The sequence below is a fragment of the Bacteroidales bacterium genome (assembly GCA_013141385.1).
GTDB lineage: Bacteria > Bacteroidota > Bacteroidia > Bacteroidales > Tenuifilaceae > UBA8529.
On the sequence record JABFRB010000039.1, the window covers coordinates 1 to 23046 of the forward strand.

Sequence of the window (23046 nt, forward strand, 5' to 3'; positions counted from 1 at the left end):
AAGGGTAGCTGCAATTGAGCTACCCCTAGATAACCTTTGGCTTAACTTTTGCCGTCGGTCGTTATTTGGCAACACAAAAATAATTATTCTATTTTACTTGCATATGTCTTAGAATGCTGAGCTCACTGCGTTCGGTTTGCTAGCTCGGTTCCATTGATTCAAATAAAACAAATTGATTGATATATAGATTAATACATTGTTTCTTACGTCGAGCTGACGTTAATTTAGAATAGTTTCTGAGTAAAGAACTAATATCGTCTAGATTGTTACCAATCTAAACGATATTGCACCTTTTAACCTAAAACCTAACTCTTGAATCAAACTGAAACTCTCAGTTTTTAACCTGCTGACTTGAAAATCAAAGTCATTATATATTTTCTAATACTTAATTTTGTTCAACTTTTATGTTGTTATTTTAATAATATTTTCTTGATTATTTAACATCGATAAAAATTGATCTGTTGGGATAACTGCTCCTCCCGAACGATATTTATTATACTCAAGTGTAAATTTAATCCCCTTTCCATTAATTGATATGGCTTTAGGGCCAAAATTGCTAACTTTTATTTCGTATTTAAATGTAAGGGGATAACACATATAATCAATTGAGGTAAATAGACCATTCAGGGAATTTGGAATAACTGGATCTATTATTGTGTTTCCAAATTCGGTTCGTAGGCCAAGTAAACGGGAAATAATTATGCCAATATAAATACCTGGCCCACTGGAGTAAACTCTCCATCCACCTCTTAGAGTTAAGCTTCCTGTTTTAATTTCATCGTAATGTTCATCGGCCTCGTAACGGTTTTTGAAAGCAACATCAGAGCTGCTATAATAACAATTTGATTGGCGGATATCCCCACAGGTTACAATATCTCTGTATGCAACAGGATTTGTCTGGCGTAATGCTTTTACAAAATCATCGGCTTTGCCCATAATCGCTAGTGATTCAGCGTATCGAATATGTTCATGTACATACATTAGACCTATTTCACGACCAAAGAATGTACTACTTTCTGCTCTCTGAAAGATTGTTTGGATGCCCCCTTTGTATTTAAGAGGACGATCCATCAATCTAGCACCATCAGGGCCTTTTAAATGTTGCTCAATGATTTCTTGATGTTGAAGTGCTTGCTCTTTTGTAAATATTTCGCTTATAATACCACGATCCATTGGCAGTATGCTGTAGTGTATGCTGGTTTTGGTATCACTTGGGTGGAGCAGCACGCTGATACTTCGATCTTCTTCAACAAGGCCATAACCCGCTACAACACCATCCTTTATTAAGTGTTTGTTAAAATCTGATTTAATCCTTTCACAAATATTTTGTAGGTCTGTTGCCTTTTTAGTATTTCCAACCAGTTCATATACCCTTTGATACTGAGTGAAGGCTTGATAGTTCATTTCAACTGTCCAACTCGAAATCATGCGTTGCGCTAACTCTTTGCTAACAGGTTGAAGAGAATCGTTCCAGTCGCCACCGCCAAAGGGAACAAACGCAGTATCAGGAATAAATGAGTTGATTATCATCCGAATAAGTCTGTCTACATGTTCACTAATTGGTTTTTTCTCGACTTCAGTGTTATTTTTTTCCTGATAGAAGGGCAAAACTTCATCTAGAATTGTAAGATCTCCAGTTACTTTGATATAGTTGCTAAGCGCAATAATCACCCAATAAACTACATCACCATGAGAATCACCTGCTCGAATATTCGAGTAGCTATCGAACATCCACCATTGTGGCCATCCGCCATTTGTATTCTGATTGGAGAATATAATTTGCAGTACTTGTTTGGCAGAATCATACTTTTCCATGCACAGTAGTAGGTCAAATGGCCCCTGAGATACATCGCGTGTTCCCCATGCAGCTCCACCAAATTGTTCTAACCCATGCGGTGTTAGAAAATGGGTGATTGCATTCATTCCAAGCCATGGCAAAATTTCCTGAATAGCCGCTAAATCTGTACTATCACTTTTAAGGGAAAGGTTTAAACATAGATCTTTCCAGTTCGATTGAGCATCAAGGCAATCAGCTGCAAATTGTTTGTTGATATCTTTAATCTTGTCAGATTTGGATGGACTACAAACCTCCCCAATAAAACTCATGCAAAACTCAGCCGTTTCATCAACATCGAGAACGAAAAATGGGTCACCATGATTTTGGCTATTGGTATAGAGAGTTTCGGCTCCACAAGCATTATACCCAAAATTACTGTTCACGATGATTCGGAATTGTGCATGTGGAAATTTGCTAGCAATCAGACTATCTATTTTTGGTTTGAAAACCAAGTCATTAGAAACTTTTGTCCAACCATTACTTTCATCGAAATGATGCGTAACAAGCAATTTAACATTTTTCCCGCTAATGACTTTGAAATCGAGGTTGATTCGTGGAGATGTTTTAGATGTCCATGTACGAACCTGAAAGCAGTAATTGCGATATTTATAAATCCAACGGCAATGGTTAAGGCCGATCTCAAAAGCAGATGGTATGCCAAGTAAGTATTTACTACCCTCAATCTCAACAAAAATTCTTTGACCTGTTTCAGGCGATTGGTTAAACTGACTAGTGCAGACGGATAGGAAGATATTGAAATTGGTGTTGCCCTGCGTCAGATGAGAATTAAAAACACCAAAGGCGAACGATGTTGTAGATACAATGTTTTCATCGGGAATATACCCTGCTTTGGCTTGCATAATGTGTCCATGTGGGCGGTCGGACATTAATTCTTTGACACGCAACATCACATGGTTATTTGTACCATAAAAGAATGATAATAGCTTTCCGTTTTCTATTTCACTATGTCGTCTATCGTTATCAAAAAAGAGTTTGAGATCTTCGTCATCTAAATCATCAACAGGTAGGAGTGGAGAGGTATTGAAAATATTTTTATTGGGAGCTTGTAATTCAATCGAATTTTGATTAGGAATTTCTGCATTGAACTCCTGCATCAGATTTGGTATTTGCTTTAAATCCAATTCTGATGTTGCGTTAGGATGATTTTGTAAATAGGAACCCACAAAAGCACTCTTATGTTTATTGCCAACAAGCAGTTTAAAAGGCTTTTCCTGAATGGCAACTATTGAAGATTCACCAGAATATTCGCCTCCCAGTCTATCCGCAAGTAGACCTTCTGGGATTCCCTTTTCACGGAATGATTTGCCAAGAAACTGCATTCCATCTGTACTTGCAGAGTTTGCCATGATTTTAGAAGCAACCATTAGCCAAGGATTACCAACCGATTCCTTTGTATTCTGCCGACAACAAACTACTGAACCATACTGATAATCTTCAAGAATAAGTCGTTCAAGATACTGGCTAACATAGTATTCGTTGACTAAACCGCCTGATATTTGCTTTAGCCCAACATCTTGTACATAAATTATGTCAAGTTCAACATTGCCTGCTGAGATATTTGTAATTTCAATACTCCATTGCCAGCTTAAACTTTTCTGCGAAAATTGAAGAATACAAGTATAATCAAGGCCATCCCAGTTGCCTTTGGCAATAAAAGCATTTTGTTTAATCTGGAAATGACTATTGCTTTCTGGGCCTAATAGGGCTTTAAATTCAAAGGGATTTGTCCTTTTCCTAAGGTAAAGGTTTGCTCCCGATTTGGAATATGGGGTTGCAGATTTAAGGCTTATTCTGATAGGATCAACCTCAATATGCTGAATTGATCCGTTTTCTAAGAAATCGAATGAAAGACCGAGGGCATTTTTGACATTCAGTTTTTTAGATATCGACATCTTTATTTGGTTCTAACATTAATATTGTTGTTTAGTTGGAAGTCGGAAGACGGAAGTCCGAAGATGGAAGTTTGACAAAATGAATCTATTCATTTCTTAAGTATAAATTTATCAGATAATTATTGTTTCTAAATGTTTCTTAAAATTATACTCTTCTGACTTCCATCTTCCAACTTCCGTCTTCGGACAGACTTTAACGCAAACCTGTTAATTCGAGATAATAGCGTTTATTTTAACACTAATAATCATTTCACTTCTATGTTTATGGCTATAAATGAATGCAATCCGCTTATCATCTGCTACCATTTGAACATCTACTCCAGCAATTGTTGCAGACTTTATTTTTTTCACCTGTTTGCCTTCAAAAACAATTTCCCCAGCCAAATCACGATCGCCATACAGGGTAATTTCTAGTTGATCATTCAACTGCTTAACATTTAGAATATCTGAAGTGCTGTGTAAAATCCTTAACCCATCTGAAATGGGGAGACATATTGGGCTTAAAACGCTATACAGAGCAGGCCACAAAATCTCACCTTTTAGGTAAGGGATTGTTATTGATTCGCTACTTTCAGGATGAGTATAGGTTACATTGCCTGTGTGCTCTTCGTTGTAGTAATTTCCAACAAAAAGCATTGCTGAATGTGCACTTGTGAAACGTTCCCTAACGTTGATATGATAATTGTTGCTACTTCCTTGTCTTAATTTTGCTGCTGATTTATTCAGGATTGCTTCGTAAACTGGTTTTTGCCCTTCGGTATCAAATCCGATCCAAGTACCAAGGTGAATTAATGAACCTTTTCCAAGAGGCTTCGAGAAGCCACAAATATCGCCATTAATGGTGCGAGCAATAATTTCTGCTCCAGAAAGTGATTTTTCATCATATACAACTTGTGGATTAGCACATTTGATATCTTTCAAATTATATATATCAATCAACGGAGAATCAATTGTTACGGTTCTTGATGGGGTAATTGAAAGGGCATCGCGAATTATGGTACATGGTTTTTGCGACATTTCCCGATCAGGTAGATATGGGAAAATAAACGTATTACCACTGGCTTTAGTATAGTCAACAATGGTTTGCTGTTCCCTTGCATTCATCTCATCGGTACAGAATGCCCAAACTTGCTTGTATTTAAGCAGAGAATCAACGGTAGCCTTATTCAAATCCACCATATCATAGTCGATATTAAGAACCTGAAGAACTTTAAGCAATCCATCGAAATAGGCAGGTCTACGGATGGCAGAATATGAGAATGTAAGTTCACATTCACTTCCAACAGGCCTCTCAAGTTCAGTTGAATAGTATGGAGGATAAAAAAGAACGCAGACTTCAGCCTTGCGCTTTGCTTCAACAATAAGGCTTTCGGAGGTATTTATAATTTTGTTCATCCGTTTAACCAGTGGAAAAGCACTGGTCTGCTCACCTTCCGGGGTGAGCGGATTGAACCAGTAGAATGTTTCTCCTGAATAGCCTTTGTGCCTTGGATTACGACCCTGCGAAAACATGTAGTAGTTCCAACCAACCAAACCATTGGCAACACTTGCTTTGTAGAAGAGCTCCATTTCACGAGGATTTGTCTCCACGTGATGTTCGCGTGAGCCACATTGGAATTCGGCAGCAAACAGTGGTTTATTGCCCTGCATGGCAAGGGTAATATCATTTATAATCCGATCGTCATGTAGGTTACGATACGAAACGAATTCAGGGATATGATCAACACCAAATATTATCTCACTCTTATCTTCGAAAAGATCTTCGTACATGGTGATATTCACTGGGAATTCATAACCATTTCCATAAATCCAACCAGGAAGATTGTGATACAAAGGAAGGGTTACGCCTCTTTCCCTTGCCCACTTGGTCAACATTCTTAAATAATCACCATAATAGGTTCTCCAGAAAAGGTGCCATTCGTAATCACGAGCACGGTCGGGTTTCGAGGTATATGCATTCCTCCCATCGGGCGGAAGTTCAACGGATGTGAAATCCTTAAAGTTGGTATCCCACAATCTATTCACTTCTGAAATGCTAGAAAATTTTTGCGATAGGTACGAAATGAATCGATCTTTTACCTCTTCACAGTAGTCAGCCTGATGCGCCAGCCATGAGAAAACGCCTATTTCATTGCAAATTTGCATCATGATAATTGGGCCACCATTGGATATTTGGCGTTTGCTGATGAAAGGCATAATCTGATCATACCACAGGGCGACCTTTTCCAGATATATTTTGTTGAAAAGGCTAACCCCGTCACTTGCAACGATTCCGCCTTTGCTGTTGTGCATTTTAACCTCGTTGTAATACTGATCCATAAACCAATCGGGCAATCCAGCACCACGATATTCTGCCAGAATAAATGGCCCTGGTTTAACGATGCAATTCAGCCCATGAGCCTGACATCGTTGTAACCAACCTTGGAGATCTCTTTCTGGGCATGATGACCCGTCAAAATCAAAAACTTTTTCTTCGTATTCGTGCCACGCCCAAGGAACATAGGTGCTAACGGTGGTCAAACCAGCCTCTTTGGCTGCATCCAAGTGCTTATCCCACAGTTCACGCTTTATTCTGAAATAATGTATCTCTCCCGAATTGAGAAATACCTTTTTGTTACTGAGATAAAAGCTATCGTTTTTGATACTAAAAGTCATTCTATTTTTAATTTCTCGTTAAACTATTGATGGTTCAATTTCACTATTTTCTCCATTAGAACGTTCCGAATTCCTTTGCTTGAGAAGTTCCTTAATTTCATGTGATCGTTTTTCGGTAAGAGAATACTTGAGCACAAAGAAAATAGATACTAAACTCAATAAGAATGGCAGCCCGATCTCTACAATACGCATCATCAGAAGAGTATAGGGAGTCTGCTGTGTTAATGGCATAATTTCTTTTTCGATGATTCCAAGATCTTTGTCTAATGAAGCCAATGAGGAAGTGGTCTGGATATCGGCAATTCGATCTCTAACACCAGTAATCTCTTGCATGATAAGATTATAGTGCTTATCTGTCTCTTCTTTTTTAATTAATTTGGATTCCAGTGATTTGGAATTCAAGTGCGAAATGAGTTCAAATGAATTCATCTTGGCCTTCTCAAATTTCGTTTGAAGTGTGAGTGATACTGCTTCATTTGAAAGTCGAATAACGGCGGAATCAGAAGGCTGAGATCCTAGCGTTTCTAGTTGTGACTGGATGTGTTCAAGCCCAAAGACTGTAGACTTTGTGATAGTTAGCGCATTCTGTAACGCTGATTTCCTGTCGATTTGATATTTGGCAATATTTTGATTTGATTCGTTTTCCTTCTTAATAGATTCTTTTTCAAGGAAATTCACATATATTTTTGATTCATCTAGCGCATCAGCACACTGCTTTTTGGTAGTTTCAAGCAGAGATGCAGTTGTTCCCTTAAAACCATGATCGCCATTCCAGATTTGAACTTTACTCCGAAGTTCTCTGATATTACCCTGCAAACTATCGACTTTTGTAACCTGTGCTTCGTCAAACATGGTGAAAACGATGAGCGCACCTGCAACAAAACTGGCTAGTGCGGTTCCCATCTTTATAAACCACCAGAATATTGCATAATAGCTTCCCTCGGAGCGTTTGCCTGTGTTTAGTTCGTCTTCATCACAGATATCGCCTACCATCGAAGAGCCAAGGGTAAAGAAGAACAGCATACCTGCCGATAGTAAAACTGTAGGTATTACAATTAAGTAAGGATAGTGCGGATTGTAACAAACTATTTTGGAAAGTTGAGCTAGGCTCATAAGAACCATGGCAATAATAAGGGTATTCCGCTTACCCAATTTAGGACTTATCCAATTGAGAGGGAATACAGCAAGAACTCCTGTAATAGCCCATACTGTTCCATTGATTCCAAGCATTGTTGCCCCAGCAACTTTATCGCCACCAAAAACATAAAAGATTGGTATATATGAGCCAAGTAGTTGCACGAAGTTGAAGCCCATTGCAAGTGTGAAAACTGTCAATGTTAGCATTACGAAGTTTCTATTGGAAACTACTAACTTCATATCTTTCCAGAAGTGCGTTTTTTCCTGTTTCGAAACTTTTTGAAATCCCGGCTCGCGTAATTTGAAAAACCACCAGAAAGAGAGTGGAATAAGAATAGCTGCTATCATCAGGGATACGTAACGCATTCCATCGGCCTCATTTCCTCCAGGTCCTTTGAAAACCTCCATTGTGGCAATGGCGAAAAGCCAAGGTGTGCTCATGGCAAACAGATTTCCAACAAAACTTTTTGCGCTGAATAGGCGTGTTCGAGCATGGTAATCGGTAGTCATCTCCATTCCAAGGGCTCCATGAGGAATCTCGAAGATATTTACAGCAGTGAAAAATAGAAGAAGTGTAAAAAGAATATAGACTAATTGAAATGCATGGTAGCTCGACTCAGTTGGGAACCATGCTTGCACCATTTCGCCTTTAGGAATCCACCACATTATCACAAAAGTGATTGAGACCAGAATTCCACCTACAAGCAAATAGGGGCGACGCCGTCCCCAGCGGGTTCTTGTGTTATCTGAAATATGACCAATGATAGGGTCGGAGAGGGCATCCCATATTCGAGGGATAATCAGGATGAATCCTAACCAAAAAGCACTCAAACCAAGGCTTATATTGCCCATCAATCCTACAAGTATTCCAGCTACATTGAAAAGTGCTATTGGAATAATACCTCCGGCACCATAGGCCGCTAGCTGCGTAAAGGGTATATATCCTTCTGCTCTTATGTTTTGATTCGAACTATTTTTCGGCTCTTTCATTATGGTACTCTTGAATTAGAATAATCTTATAAAATACTGATTAATAATAAATAACAACCTCTGCTGGTAGTTCTTTCACTGAAATTTCTTTTTCATTAAAATCCTTAATTTCTTTTCCATTTACGGTCACTCTTTTAGGAAATTTTGACCTATTAAAGTTTTTTATCTTCATACCATTAGCCGGAAGTTCTACATTGCCTGATATTGAAAAACGGTATTTATCGATATCCTTCTTAATTGAATATGAAATCTCTCCGTAATATGTTGGTAGATTCTGAACAGACATTCCTATAGGAGCATCAATCCAATCCTGATAAAGTGCTGAGCCCAAAACAAGCGATTGATCGTACTCGTTTTCATAAACAAACATGGATCGTATTGCATTGATAAAATCACTGCCAACCCAAGTGTGAGGCATATCGCCAATGTAACCCGGATAGCGATAATCTTTCCACACAACCTCAGCCCAGTGATTCCATCCTTGCGGGCGCTGATCGTTCAGGAAAAAATCAATTAATTCATGCGCTCTTTCAGGTTGGTCAAGCATAATGAATGAGCCAATCAATCGGTTTTCATAAGGTGTGTAGTTAATCCAATCTACTTTACCATCTCTCCTGTTTTTGAAAAACTCGAAGTATTTATCAAAGGTGTTGTAAACATGAGGTTTTGGTAGATTTTTCAGCTCGTTACAAGGAGTTAAAGCGATAGTTGTTGATGTTGCATCAAAATCACCAAGTTCAACACAACCGGGGATATAGTTGATTTTCCTTAGTTTCATTGCGAGTTGCAATGAACTATAAAGATTTTCACTAAACGTATCACGGATCTTCTTTAGCCTTTCATAGTTTGATGTTTCTCCAAGAATTCTTTGAATTTCGGTGGCATCTTTCAGCCCTTTCATAGTAAAGAAATCATCCCAGTAGGAGTGCATGGGTTTGGCGGAATAGCCCTCGTGGCTTATTGATTCGGGCATTAGACCGTAAAATGCGTGCAGACTATCGTTTCCGTTTTTATAGTTATCTGTGGATCTCTGGGCAATCATCGATTCGATGTAATCAACTGCCTTAAGAACACTGCTGTTTTTTGATTTGAGAAAAGCCGTATCATGCGTAAAATTGAAATATTCGCGGATCAGATAGATCATTTCCCCATGGCTATCGTTTTCGGGAACTGGGTCGGGTCCTCGGTGATCAACAACGCAAGGGACTTTCCCATTTTCATATTGATTGGTTGTGTACCAGTCAATAAAATCTTTGACTTCGGTTACAATACCTGATTTTAAAAGTGCCGATGAAGTTAAAGCACCATCGCGAATCCAACTTCTTTCGTACGAACGTGAACCGGGCTGTATTCCTACTATATCCCTGTTAACTAATATATAAGCAAGGTTTGATTTGTACGTATTAACAATTCTATTTGCAGATTCTGGCAAATTAAATCTGATATGCTCAACCTTTGATTTCCAAAATTCGGATGACTTGGTAAATTCATCTGCAACGTTGATATTTTCTAGTTTTTCATCAGATGAATTTTTGCCATAGAAAGGAACAACAACGTAGAATCCAGTAGATTCTCCCGGATTCAGGTGTAATGAGTATTTTATCACACCATTTGCAAGGCTGCTTCGATCAATTGCTGATTTATTTAGAGGCATTTTCCCTTTGCGAATAAAATCAACAATATTTCCTTCATCAAAAGCACATGCACCAAACGAATCATACTTTTTCTGAGGCAGTATAACCTTTTCATCTACTGATATGAAATTACCCTCTTCTTTGATTGATTTTATTTTTCCAACACCTCCTGCTAGATTTAGAAATTGGTAGTACGGATTAACCTGATAAGGTCTTATTAACAAGTAGAACTCAAGATCTTTGGGCTGGTTGGAGAGATTCTTGAACGAGTAACGAATATCCAATTTTGAATTCTTATTTGCCTCTCCAGTTGCTGTAATCCCAGTTACAAACTTAAGATCGTTACAGTTCCAAGTTACTGATGGTATAAAATTGAAATCACGCTTATCTTCTGAATTACCAAGTGATTGAATCGTTTTAACATTGCTCCAGTTGTAAAGTGAATCACCCATTTTTATCATCGGCTCAATTGAAAAAAGGACTTTATCGACTTCAACCATTCCATCCTCATTGATCAGTGCTTCTTTTACATCGTTATTTACGCCAGTAATAGTCCAATATGAGGCTTGTTCTGAAAAGTATCGTGGGTAATTACCGGCAAGAGAGTTTTTGGATGTGTAAATTAGAAAATCGTTTTTTGTAAGCGAACTATTAACATCAAGGAACTTAATTTCATTTACACCAAACCCTTTATCTGAATTGCTTTCATTAAGTTTAATTTTAATGAGATTTGCTTCAGTTTCGGGTAACCTTATAAAACTCTTTTCGCTTTGATTTGATTTAACGGAATACGCATTCTCCCAATTTTTGCCATCTTCTGAGAGCAAAATATCGAAGGTTCTTGGGGTTAATTCCTTTTGCCAATTGATTTGTAATCCGCCAAATTCACGTCGGGTTCTGAAATCGACTAAAAGGTACTCATTCTTATTTTCTTTGCTTTGCCAATATGTTTTACCCGAATTATCGCTTATGAGGTTTGCGGAATAGCCCTTTAATTCTGATGATGCAGATATTTGCGGTTGAGGATAATTGTTGATTTCGGGCTTAAGGGGCTCGAACTTAAGATCGTCAATCCAAATTGTTCCTTTGCCACCAACAAACGAAGAGATGGTTAACTCAATCCTATCGATCCGATTTAAATTCTTATCATTTGTTGGCCCCCAAGCAAAAGAAATATGCCTTTTTTTGATGCGAATCTTTTTCCATTCTTTTGGAAAATCGTAGTTTCGGTTGATAACCCACCAAACATTGCTTCCAGTACTATCAATAAATTTTATCTCAAAATTATTTGCAGGAGATTCGGCTTTAACGTTAAAAGTAAATTCGTAATTATCAGGTAGATCTATCGGAAAAAGTTTTTGTATTCCCCCATAACCTGTCCCTTTGGTAAAATCGTAATCAAAACGAATTGCATTGCCTGTTAATCCTTTTTCAGGTGTTAGCTTAAGATTTACCCCGTCGGATTTGATAAAATTCCAGCCATTTTTGTTTTCAAATTCATCCAATGTTTTGATTTGAGCAATGCTAATAGTTACAGGAAGAAAGTTCAAAGCGAGCAATACGTATAAATTCTTAAAAAGATTTTTCATAGATTTAATTCAAATAAATTGACAAAGCATGAAAATTTAGAAATATATATTCAGACATCTAAATATGATTTTCCAGCCATCCTCCTTTAAATCCAGCCTTTTTTAAACCGTTCACTATATACTTGTTCTTTTTCATTAGATTCCAAATTAACCCAGTTTGATAGTTTTCTATCTGGATTACAATTGGACCCTGATCAAGACCTATATAATCTTTATCGAACCATCCTTGTGGAAATTCATCTGTAATGTATGAGGGGTTAAAAGCATCTTTAAATCCATATTGCTGGTAAAGCTTTTCTCCATAAGTTTTTTTCATAGCCATTAGTGCCTGCAAACTTTCATCAGGAGTAAATGGGATGGAGCCTCCCGCTGCGGTGGGGGCAATACTTCCGTCATCAACTATTGCTTGGATGGATGCTCCTCTAGCTCTATACGTGTAAAATTGAACTTTATTACCTTTGAAGGGCAATTGACTATCTATAGGACCATCGCAAGCAGTAAGTCCCCAAATAGAATCTGAGTAAGCGTTGAAGTTCATAGGATTTTTAATACAATAAGCTCTATTTGCCAATGTTGCCCGACGAGAGTTTTCAAAATAATCTATTCCTTTTTGTTGTATGTAAGGATCGTAAATTTCTCTAAAATCGATAAACATGTGGGAATATTGGTGACCAAATAAAGGCTCAAAATTTAGATGCTGATATCCATAGAAGTCTGCCCATTTATAATTTTTACAATACGAATTCCAAGTCGAATCAGGCGTAGCATGTGTTGGTGAGCCTAATGACAGGATCATAAGCATCATAGCTTCGCTGTAACCTAGATAATGTGCATTAATGAACCCATCTTCGGGGTGCCAACCCATAGACATAAATTCTTGTCCATTCATAGCCCAATTCCAATCTACTCTTAAATATAATGAATCGGCCAGATTACGTATCTGTTTTTCCTCCTCAGTATTTCCGTCAAAATAGGATTGACAGGTTAATATCCCAGCCATCAACCATCCCGTATCTATAGTTGAAAGTTCTACATTTTTGTATCTTAATCCCTGTTTGTAGGTCAAGAAATGATAATAAAAACCCTTATATCCAGTTGCTCCAGTGCTGTCTGATCCTTGAACTGAATTATGAAGCCATTTAATTGTATTTAAAACCCTTTCAACCCCCTGCTGCCTGCTTATATATTTGTTTTCAATGCCAACAATATAAGCAGCTAATCCAAAACCAGTTGCTGCAATACTTGTAAAGATTTTGGTAGGGTAACGATCTGGAGTTTGCCAGGTAATACTATCGTGCAAATCCCAAAAATAATTGAACGTTCTATGTTTAAGGTCGTTTAAAAAGGTATCTTTTTCTTGAACAGTTACTGTAGTATTACAAGCATTGATAACATTATTTGAGTTACCCCAAAAAATTATCCCTAATATTATTAATGTTATTCCTTTCATTTTATTTGAAATTAATTTTAAAATTTAAAATCTCCTTCGATCAAATCCATTGAATTACCACCAACAAGAACTTTAAATTGTCCTGGTTCAGCAAGGAATTTCATACTTGAATTGTAAAACCTTAAATCATTTTCGGTTATTGAAAAAGAGAATTCTTTTTGCTCGCCTGATTTCAGGAATACTTTTTTAAACCCCTTAAGCTCTTTAACAGGGCGAGTTACACTACCCACCAGATCCCTGATATAGAATTGAGCAACCTCCTCACCATCATATTTTCCAGTATTTTTCAGAGTAAAAGTTACTGTTAAAGGTTCAGAATTTTTAATGATTGGTTTACTCAATCTTAAGTTTGAATATTCAAAAGAGGTGTAACTCAAACCGTAACCAAATGGATAGAGTGGTTCATTTGAAATATCTAAATATTTACTAGTGTATGAATTGGTTGCATTGAAAGGCCTTCCAGTATTTTTAGCACAATAAAAAATAGGCACTTGACCAATACTTCGTGGAAATGTCATTACTAATTTTGCCGAAGGGTTATAATCACCACTCAAAACTTCTGCAACTGCATCACCTGCTCTCGTTCCTAAATGCCCTGTAAAAAGAATTGCGTTTACATTCTTTGATAGCCATTCAATAGTTAAAGGCCTTCCTGCCATAACTATTGCAATTATTGGTTTTCCTGTTTTCACTAGTTCTTCAATCAATTCCTGTTGACCGCAAGGTAAGCCAATATCAGAACGACTTGCTGCTTCACCACTTTGTTCACGACTTTCTCCTATAGCACAGATTACAATATCTGATTTATTTGCAAGTGATTTTGCTAAGTTAAACCCTGATTTATCTTTCCCTTCAAAATCAGCACCTTTTGTAAACTCTATAATTGCTTCGGGGTATTTACTCTTTAACCCTTCAATTATAGTAGTTACTTTATTTTTGTCGCCTTGGGCATTCCATGTGCCCAACATATCTTTCTTATTATCAGCTAGTGGACCTATAAGGGCTATTCTTTTTACTGATTTACCCAGAGGAAGTAATTTATATCCTTTATAATCGGTGTTTTTAAGTAAAACAATAGATTCTTTTGCTGATAATAACGCATGATCCAAATGCCGTTTCGAATAGGTAACCTCTTTCTCACGGTTATTGTCGAGATAGAGATACGGATTTGCAAATAATCCCAGATTATATTTAAGTTTCAGGATTCTTCGTACCGATTCATTAATTTGCTCTACAGATACTTTACCCTCATCGAGGGATTTTTTTAAATAATTGAAGTAAACGGCACCTTGCATATCCATATCTAACCCAGCATTCAAAGCTAATTCTCCTGCTTGTTTTTCGTCTGCTGCATAACCATGGTTTACCATCTCATTTATTGATGTCCAATCAGAAACAACAAATCCTTTGAATTCCCATTCGTTTCTTAATATTTGAGTTAGCAGATATTTGTTTCCAGTGCTTGGCACTCCATCCAGTTCATTAAAAGAGCTCATTACTGTTGCAGCTCCAGTTTCAATTGCTGCTTTGTAGGGTGGGAGATAGGTTTCACGTAGCACCCTATCCGACATGTCTACAGTATTGTAATCTCTACCTGCAATAGGTGCACCGTAGGCTGCAAAGTGTTTAACGCAGGCTGCTATAGTAAAAGGATCGTTCAGTTTTTCCCCTTGGTAGCCAATTACTCTTGCTTTAGCAATCAGAGAAGCAAGGTAGCTATCCTCTCCAGATCCTTCAGCAACTCGTCCCCAGCGTGGATCACGTGCAATATCAACCATTGGGCTAAAAGTCCAATTTAAACCAGCGGCACATGCTTCTTCTGCGGATAATCTGGCTGTTTTTTCGATAAGTTCAATATCCCAGCTACAGGCTTCAGCCAAAGGAATAGGAAAAATAGTTTTAAATCCATGAATAACATCGTAACCGAATAGCAAGGGTATTCTTAAACGGGTGTTGTTAATTGCTAATTCTTGTAGTTTTCTAACTTGTTCAACTCCATAGACGTTTAGAATTGCACCAACCCGTCCATCTTTAATATCTTTTTCGTATTCTCTATTAATATTTGGCCCTGTTTGATCCATATTGCCAGCAATCAAATTGAGTTGACCAATTTTTTCATCTAAAGTCATTAGTGCAAGAATCGAATCGACCTTGGTTTCAAGTTTATCATTATTATTGGTATTCAGTTTTTTACACGATATACCGAACAAAATCAAACTAGCAAACAGGATAAGTTTTAGTTTTTTCATTTCTAGTTGATTTATTATTTCGATTTAAGAGATATATGTTGATTTATATTGATTTCTGTTCCAAAATATTTACTTGATTTATTAGTAGTTAAAACCAAGTTTTGTAAGACCAGCCTTAACCTCTGGAGCCGACATGAAAAGATTCCAAAGCAATGCTGTACGATAGTTTTCGATCATGCAAACCTCAGGTCCCTGATCAATTGACAAATATGCAGATGACCACCAAGCTTCGTTCAAATCAAAAGAATCATAGAAACCATAATCGCCCCAAAGTTTATCACCTAAAGTGTAGTAGAAAAAGCGAATAGCATTCATTGATTGCGTAGGAGTATAAGCAATTGCCGAAACTGCTGCGGTTGGCGAAATAACACCTAAATCATTGGTAGGTGAGTGTGCGGCGTAGCCCCATGGGTTGTCGGTAGCTGTTAGCCCCCAGCAATTCTCGCTATAGCCCATATAGTTTCTTGGATTGGTTTTGCAATATGTGAAGTTGATGAGCGAATGGTTTACATTCTGCTCCCAATAATTAGCATAAATATCACTCAAATTCCTTGGATCAAGACCAAGATACGAATACTGACTGAAGAATAGCGATCCACCATAGGGTTCTCCAATTGGAAGTTTAATGTTATAGTAGGTATTGCCATTCACTATCGCTCCGCTTTTTGCGTATCCCTGCTGATAAACCTCCTTTGTAATGGGATGTATAGTTGATGTTGCAGCAACTACGTAGGTAATTAGGGTCTCATTGTAACCTTCTATCCTAAAATTCATTTGCCAACCGTAGGTTGGTGACCAGTGCCAAAAAAGTGAATTCTGTCCACCGTTTCTGAACCAATCGTATTCAACGGCACTGCAAAGTGCATTGATTCTATTAATTAACTCATTCTCTGTTGCATCACCTGAGTTTAAGTATTGACGCATAGTGATCAACCCTTGAACCATATATGATGTTTCGACTAAATCGCCGCCATCATCGTACTGGGTGAAGGGTACAGTTTTGCCAGTGTTTCCGTTTAGCCAATGTGGCCAGGCACCGTGGAAACGGTCACAAGTTTCTAGAAATGTCAAAATTTTGTTCAATTGGACAATACCCTGACTACGAGTAATAAAGCCCCGTTCAATCCCGACTATTAGGGACATCACTCCAAAGCCTGAACCACCTGTGGTAACTACATCACCAGATATATTTCGTTCTCTAGCCATGCCACAGGATGGATGTGCAAAATCGTAGAAGTATTTGAATGTTTGTTGCTGGATTTTTGTTAACAGTTGATCGTCACTAATACGAGGAAACTTATCGATGCTATCGATTTGAGTAATAATTTTTACTTTACTCTCACTGACAAGAGAACTTCCTCGTTTTGAAGTAAGTGCAGCTTTTAGGGATAAATTATATCTTGATAGTGAATTTAATTGCGAAAGGACTTGAAGATGTATTATACTATCCTTATTTTCAAATGATATAGTTAAAGGTAACGTTATACCGCCCTTTGTGGAAAATATAATTGATTTTTTAACACTAGAAGTATCAACTGGTGCAGAAAGAATAACTCGGCAATCAAACGATAATGACGCATTATAGTAGTTATAGGTTCCTGTTTGATCATTAACATAAATTTTTGTTATATGAAAATCCTCTGGGGAGAGAGGGAGATCATCCTTTTTACACGATGTTATAAATACCAATAATATCATAAATGATTTGCATAGAGCCAAACCTAGATTGATATATTTTCTTTTTCTGCTAATACTTCTATTCATAGCTAATAAGGTTTGATTAAAAGGGCTTAGAAACATTCTAAGCCCTTTTATCTTGTCATACTATAATCAAAGCCAATAATAATACTAGTTTGATTATTTGATCTAATTGGCTTAAATATAAACTGTTATCTGCCTGCAAGACCTAGGTTATACAAAGCAGAAACTTCGGCTTGAGAAAGAGTTGTGCTAAAAACACGAGCATCATCAATTGATGCTGTTGCCCAAGGAGCCCATGTTTGTTGCGCTGGTGCGCCTGCGAATCCAATATCACTAGATGCTATGCTTCCGAATACTGCTTGAACAGGTACTGCCATAATTTCTTCGGCTGTTGTACCTCTATCATTCCATGCTCCGCATGAAACAGCATTTCCGTAAATTAGGAATTGATGTGTACTTGCATTCCATGTCATTACATAATGTGACCATACTTTTGCTCCCATAAACCAAGCACCATTTCCAGCATCATTCAATTGTGCCACATTATCCTGCAAACTATTACCACCACCAACTGGGTGAGTGTTAAGTAAATTCTTTAACTCAAGAGTATCTGATGATGGAAGGTGACGAGATGTTTCTGCGTTTGCCATTATATCGCCCCAAATATCGGTAGTACCTGTTGGGATAATAGCGAAAAATGAAGTAAATCCAGCGTCAGCAGTTTTTTTATTACCAGATACTTTAACCCATAAACTAACAGAGAAATTGTTTAACGCATTAGCCGTGTTAATGTTAGCAATGCCAGGGAAAACTATTGCTCCTTTTGTTAGTTTTAAAGCTTTACCAATTTGACCTGCCTCAAAACCATAAGTACCATACTTATTTGATGGAGCAGTAGCAGAAATAGCTTCATTGTAGGTATCATCAAAGGTCCAATGAGCTTTAAGGTAGGTTGAAGCTACCTGATTAGAATTGTCGTAGCCATTAATTTGAGGAAGTTTATCATCCTTCTTGCAAGAGTTAATGGTAACTATTCCTAGTATCATTAAAGCTGAAACTAAGAATAACGAAATCTTTGTAATCTTTTTCATAAGGTAATTGTTTAAAGGTTAGAATTATTTGAATTGAGAGTTAATAATTTCATTGTTAATTGGTTAATATGATGGTATGATTAATAACCGTAATTTTGGGTAAGCTTTCCTCCGCTGAGCTGGATTTGTGAATTTGGAATTGGCAGCAGTTCATGAGTACCTGCCACAAAATGTTTACCTACCGCATTCAGAACCTGACTGGCTCTTCCTTGTCGAACGAGATCCCAAAATCTATCATGTTCAAGAGCTAATTCAAGTCTACGCTCCTTCCAAATTGCATCTAAGGTTGGAGCTACATCAAGTAAACCTGCACGCTGGCGGATCAGATGTAAAGGAGTACTTACATCTCCTCCAACATGGTAGGCTGCCTCAGCGTTCATAAGGAGTACATCAGCATAGCGCAGAATTTTTATATTCTTGGGTCTATCCTTGTCATCAGTACTGGTAAAGATCTCCTTAGTGGCACTGGCGTAAGCTTTGTAGTTATAGTAAAGACTTTGTACTGAATCTTTACTTGGAATCCTGAATCCATCCCAAAGAATGGTTCCTTTATGTGTACCAGAATTATCAATAAAAATGATAGTAGCATCTTTTCGTTTGTCGCCGGGTTCATAAGCATTGATAAGGTTAGTGGTAGGAGTACAGAATCCCCAACCTAGATCGTTCCAACCACCCATTCCTCCAACTCTTACACCTTGACTAACGGTATAGTTACTTACTCCAAGATTGGAATTATTGTAAGAACCAGTTTCTATTTCAAAAATGGATTCATTGCAATTGTCACCTGCCTGTCGCCAAAGTATTGAATAGTCAACAAGTCCATATTTAGCTGAAAGTATGACATCCTGAGTAAGATCGTATACTTTCTGCCAATCTTGGAGATACATATAAACCTTTGCTAGCATTGATTCAGCGGCTCCTTTATTAGCATGACCAACAGGATAGGCTGATTTTAGCGGTAGATTATCTACTGCAAACTGTAAATCAGAAACAATTGAATCGTAAACAATCTGCTTATCGGCTCGGGTTTGAAATGCTGGATCATTATTGGCATCAGTTTGATTTTTTGGAACGCGCATTACTAAAGGAACATCACCATACATCCTTACAAGATTGAAGTATAAATAACCTCTTAAGAACCTTACTTCTCCAATCAACCTATTTTTGGTTTGGCTAGCAATATTTGCTGTACTTAATGCCAGCAATGCCTGATTAGCTGTACCAATGGCATTATAATGACCACTCCAAAGGGTTTCGGCAAATTTATTTGTTGCTGTGAGATTGAAATCATCAATGTCGCCTACAGGAACTTTCTGATCATCAAGAGTGCTTCCTTTGTCGGCATCGTCCGATGCAATATCGGTGACCGAAACAAAGGCAAACCCATGAACATCACCATTTCCCCATGAATCACCTTGTAATAAGCTATTGTAGGTTCCTGTGACCAGTTTCTGAGCTAAATCGGGGTCGGATGAAGTGGTTGCTCCTCCCTGAATTGGTACATCTAGAAAAGATTCTGAACATGATATTAGCACAATTGCTATCAGAAAAAGTGAAATATAGAGTGTTTTCATAATTCTATCGATTTAAGGTTAAAAATTAAGATTTATCCCTAAGGCAATTGTCCGTGTAGTAGGGTAGGTACTCAATTCAATACCTGAATCTAAAGGACTTCCGGGTAATTCGGAGGTAAAGCCAGAATATTTTTTGAGTGTCAACAAATTCTGTGATGTCACATAAACTCGTAGACTACTAATATTTAATTTCTTTAGGAAAGGATCTGGAAAAGTGTAGCCAACTGTTAGGTTATTTATTCTATAGAAATCTCCTGATTCCACGAAGTAATCGGAAGCTAATAGGTTACCTGTGTTTGCGCCCGGTTGTGTTTGACTTGGATTTTGACTTCCATTCCAGCGGTTATAAACCAGAGCCGATTCAATGTTATCTTTTCCGTTTATTCTAATAGCTCGTTTTCCATTATACACCTTGTTCCCTACATTTCCGTAAATATCCATACTGAAGTCCCATTTCCTGTAATAAACATTGATATTTACTCCGAAATATGCTTTGGGTTGATAGGAGCCAGCAAAATCACGGTCTTTGTCATCAATTTTACCATCATCATTCTTATCCCAATATTTAAATCCACCAGGCTTTGCTGTAGGCTGAATAATTGTACCATCGCTACTTTTATAATTTAAAATTTCAGGATCGTCCTGGAAAACACCAAGAACCTTAAGAACATAGAAACTTCCAATTGCATGGCTATTATCCGTTAAGGTGGTAAATCCTTGAGCTGCGCCAATATTACCTCCCCAAATAGGTTCGCCTCCATTTAATCCCACAACTTTGTTTTTGTTCAGTGTTACATTGGCTCCAATGCTGTATGATAGGTTTTTGTTCACATTGCTTTTCCATTTCAACATCACTTCAACACCTGTATTTTGTATGGATGTTGCATTGGTTAAGATCTGATGGTCGGCATCGCCAACGGTAGATGGAATGTTTACATTAATTAGGGCATTATCTACCTTTTTATTGTAGTAATTCAATTCGCCACTTAGTTTATTTTCTAACATTCCAAATTCGAGGGCAAAGTCATACTCTGCTGTGCTTTCCCATTTAATGTTAGGATCCTTTATTTGATTTATTTGACTCCCATTCGAAGCACCCGATGAGATACCACTGAAAGGATATGCTAGGTTAGGTATAACAGTATTAGTATACGCATCGGTTGAGATTTGATCGTTTCCAACTACACCCCAACTTGCACGTACTCGAAGCACGTCAAATAGGTGTTGAGATTTCATAAAACCCTCTTTATTGATATTCCATGCTAGGCCAACTGAAGGGAATGTACCCCATCTATTTTTCTTAGGAAAACGGGAACTTCCATCACGCCTTAAAGTTGCAGTCAGCATATAGCGGTCGTTATAACTATAATTCAGACGACTCATGTATGAATTCCTTGTCCAAATATCTCCTTTACCATCATTCTGGGAACTATTGGCAAGTCCATTGTACAAATACCAAAGGTCAGAATCTGCCGGAACATCTTTTCTACTTCCGCTAAGCCAAGTTTCCTGAAATTTTTCAGCAGTTGTTCCAACCATCAACTTGAAATCGTGTTTTCCAAATTTTTCCGAAAAAGTGAAGTAATTATCCCAAACCCATTTAAAATTTTGAACATTTTTATTTGATAGATAGCTAACGGAATTCAGCTGATTCCCACCAGCAACATCGAAAGTACTTTCATCGTTAAGAAACTTGTAATCATATAATCTTGCTTGTCGGAATAATATATCTGTACCGATACTTGAGTGGTAACTTAGGAATGAAAAGGGATTTATATCTAGATACCCAGCCGCTTGAATACGATTCGCTGCCACTCTAACTCTATTGTTCTCAATATCAAGCAATGGATTACCTACTTGACCATTAAAAGCAGAAACGTTGCCGTATTTATCTCCTACTTTAGGAGATATTATGGGAGCAGCCCGATAGGCATCGTTAAAAGCTGACCCAATATTTCCATTTTCATTAATATCCAAATTATTGAACCCATTCTCATTAATGGCATTAGCATAGGATGTTTGAAATCCTGTTTTAATGTACTTCGAGATGTTGAAATCGATATTAGAACGTAGAGTTATTCGTTTGAAGTTATTCTTAAAGACAATTCCCTGATCGTTTAGGTAGCTAGTGCTGAAAAAGTACATTGCTTTTTCGGAGCCACCTGAAATAGAAATATTTTGACTCTGTTCGAAGGCATTTCGTAGAATGGTTTTGTACCAGTTAGTGTTAGCCGTTGGACCTGAAATTGCAATTCCAGTAGCTGCTTGATAATAGTTTTTATATTCGGAGGCATTAGCCATTTTTACAAGATTTGAAGCCTGCCTTATACCTATGTTAGAATTATAATTGATATTCAGCTTGCCCCCGCTACTGCTTCCTTTCTTAGTTGTAATTATTATAACGCCATTTGCCCCCCTTGAGCCATAGATTGCCGAAGAGGAGGCATCCTTTAATATGTTCATATCCACAATATCCGAGGAGTTAACGTTGGTAATATCATCGGTAAGAACTCCATCAACAACGTAGAGTACATGGGTGCCTCCCAGCATTGTTCCCGTTCCCCTTATTCTCATTTGAGGCGTTGATCCTGGGCTTCCTGAGCTAATGATCTGAACACCTGATACTTTTCCCTGCATAGCCTGTGTTGCAGTTAGTACAGGTTGTTTTGATAATTCTGTTCCTTTAAGTTGTATAGTTGCCCCGGTAATATCGCTTTTCTTTTGTACTCCATATCCTATTACAACCAACTCATCAATTGCAGTATTTTTGGACTTAAGTGTTACATTTAATACAGTTTGATTTCCAATTTCGACTTCCTGATCCTCGTACCCTATAAATGAGAAAACAAGAACCTTTTCTTCAAGTTTTAATTCAAGGGAGTAAAAACCATCGAAATTTGTAACGGTTCCATGATTGGTACCTTTAACAATAACATTTACCCCTGGCAGACTTTCTCCATTATCAGAGGCTTTGACCGTACCCTTAATAATCTGCTGACTTAGGCCTATTGTTGGTAAAGATATTAATAGTAAAGCCGTTAGCAGATACTTAAAGATTTTTCTTATCAAAGATTGTATATGCATACGAATGTGGTTTAGGTGAGTGCTTTATGGTTTAAAGTTTGGTTTCAGTAATTTGATAGAGTTAGCACTATCGGAATATAATGGTGGTACCATTATTGATAGTATAGGATATTGCTGAATAAAAATAGAACGAAAATGTTTA

Annotated in this window: 10 protein-coding genes; all 10 read right to left on the reverse strand. The window is 37.5% G+C overall.

What is annotated here, in order from left to right:
• Positions 1–402 precede the first annotated feature (402 nt).
• Complete coding sequence (locus HOO91_18745; protein ID NOU19600.1) at positions 403–3750, reverse strand: hypothetical protein; 3348 nt, start codon at positions 3748–3750, stop codon at positions 403–405.
• A 207-nt stretch (positions 3751–3957) separates the two neighbouring features.
• Positions 3958–6405 carry a hypothetical protein gene (locus tag HOO91_18750; GenBank protein NOU19601.1) on the reverse strand — a complete coding sequence of 816 codons (2448 nt, stop codon included), beginning with the start codon at positions 6403–6405 and terminating at the stop codon, positions 3958–3960.
• An 18-nt stretch (positions 6406–6423) separates the two neighbouring features.
• Positions 6424–8532 carry an MFS transporter gene (locus HOO91_18755; protein ID NOU19602.1) on the reverse strand — a complete coding sequence of 703 codons (2109 nt, stop codon included), beginning with the start codon at positions 8530–8532 and terminating at the stop codon, positions 6424–6426.
• A gap of 40 nt (positions 8533–8572) precedes the next feature.
• On the reverse strand, positions 8573–11755 hold the full coding sequence (locus HOO91_18760) for a hypothetical protein (protein NOU19603.1): 3183 nt from the start codon (positions 11753–11755) through the stop codon (positions 8573–8575).
• 58 nt (positions 11756–11813) lie between these two features.
• On the reverse strand, positions 11814–13205 hold the full coding sequence (locus tag HOO91_18765) for a Tat pathway signal protein (protein ID NOU19604.1): 1392 nt from the start codon (positions 13203–13205) through the stop codon (positions 11814–11816).
• Positions 13206–13222: 17 nt separating this feature from the next.
• On the reverse strand, positions 13223–15454 hold the full coding sequence (locus HOO91_18770; protein ID NOU19605.1) for a glycosyl hydrolase: 2232 nt from the start codon (positions 15452–15454) through the stop codon (positions 13223–13225).
• Between the two features lie 81 nt (positions 15455–15535).
• Positions 15536–17254 (reverse strand): beta-glucosidase, encoded by a 1719-nt coding sequence (locus HOO91_18775; protein NOU19606.1) that lies wholly within the window; start codon positions 17252–17254, stop codon positions 15536–15538.
• An 89-nt stretch (positions 17255–17343) separates the two neighbouring features.
• Entirely contained in the window at positions 17344–18246 is a 903-nt protein-coding gene (locus HOO91_18780; GenBank protein NOU19607.1) for a hypothetical protein, read from the reverse strand.
• Positions 18247–18326: 80 nt separating this feature from the next.
• The gene (locus tag HOO91_18785; protein NOU19608.1) at positions 18327–19820 is read right to left on the reverse strand and encodes a RagB/SusD family nutrient uptake outer membrane protein; all 1494 of its coding nucleotides are present in this window, start codon (positions 19818–19820) and stop codon (positions 18327–18329) included.
• 18 nt (positions 19821–19838) lie between these two features.
• Positions 19839–22904: a TonB-dependent receptor gene (locus tag HOO91_18790; GenBank protein ID NOU19609.1), complete on the reverse strand. Its 3066-nt coding sequence runs from the start codon at positions 22902–22904 to the stop codon at positions 19839–19841.
• Positions 22905–23046 lie beyond the last annotated feature (142 nt).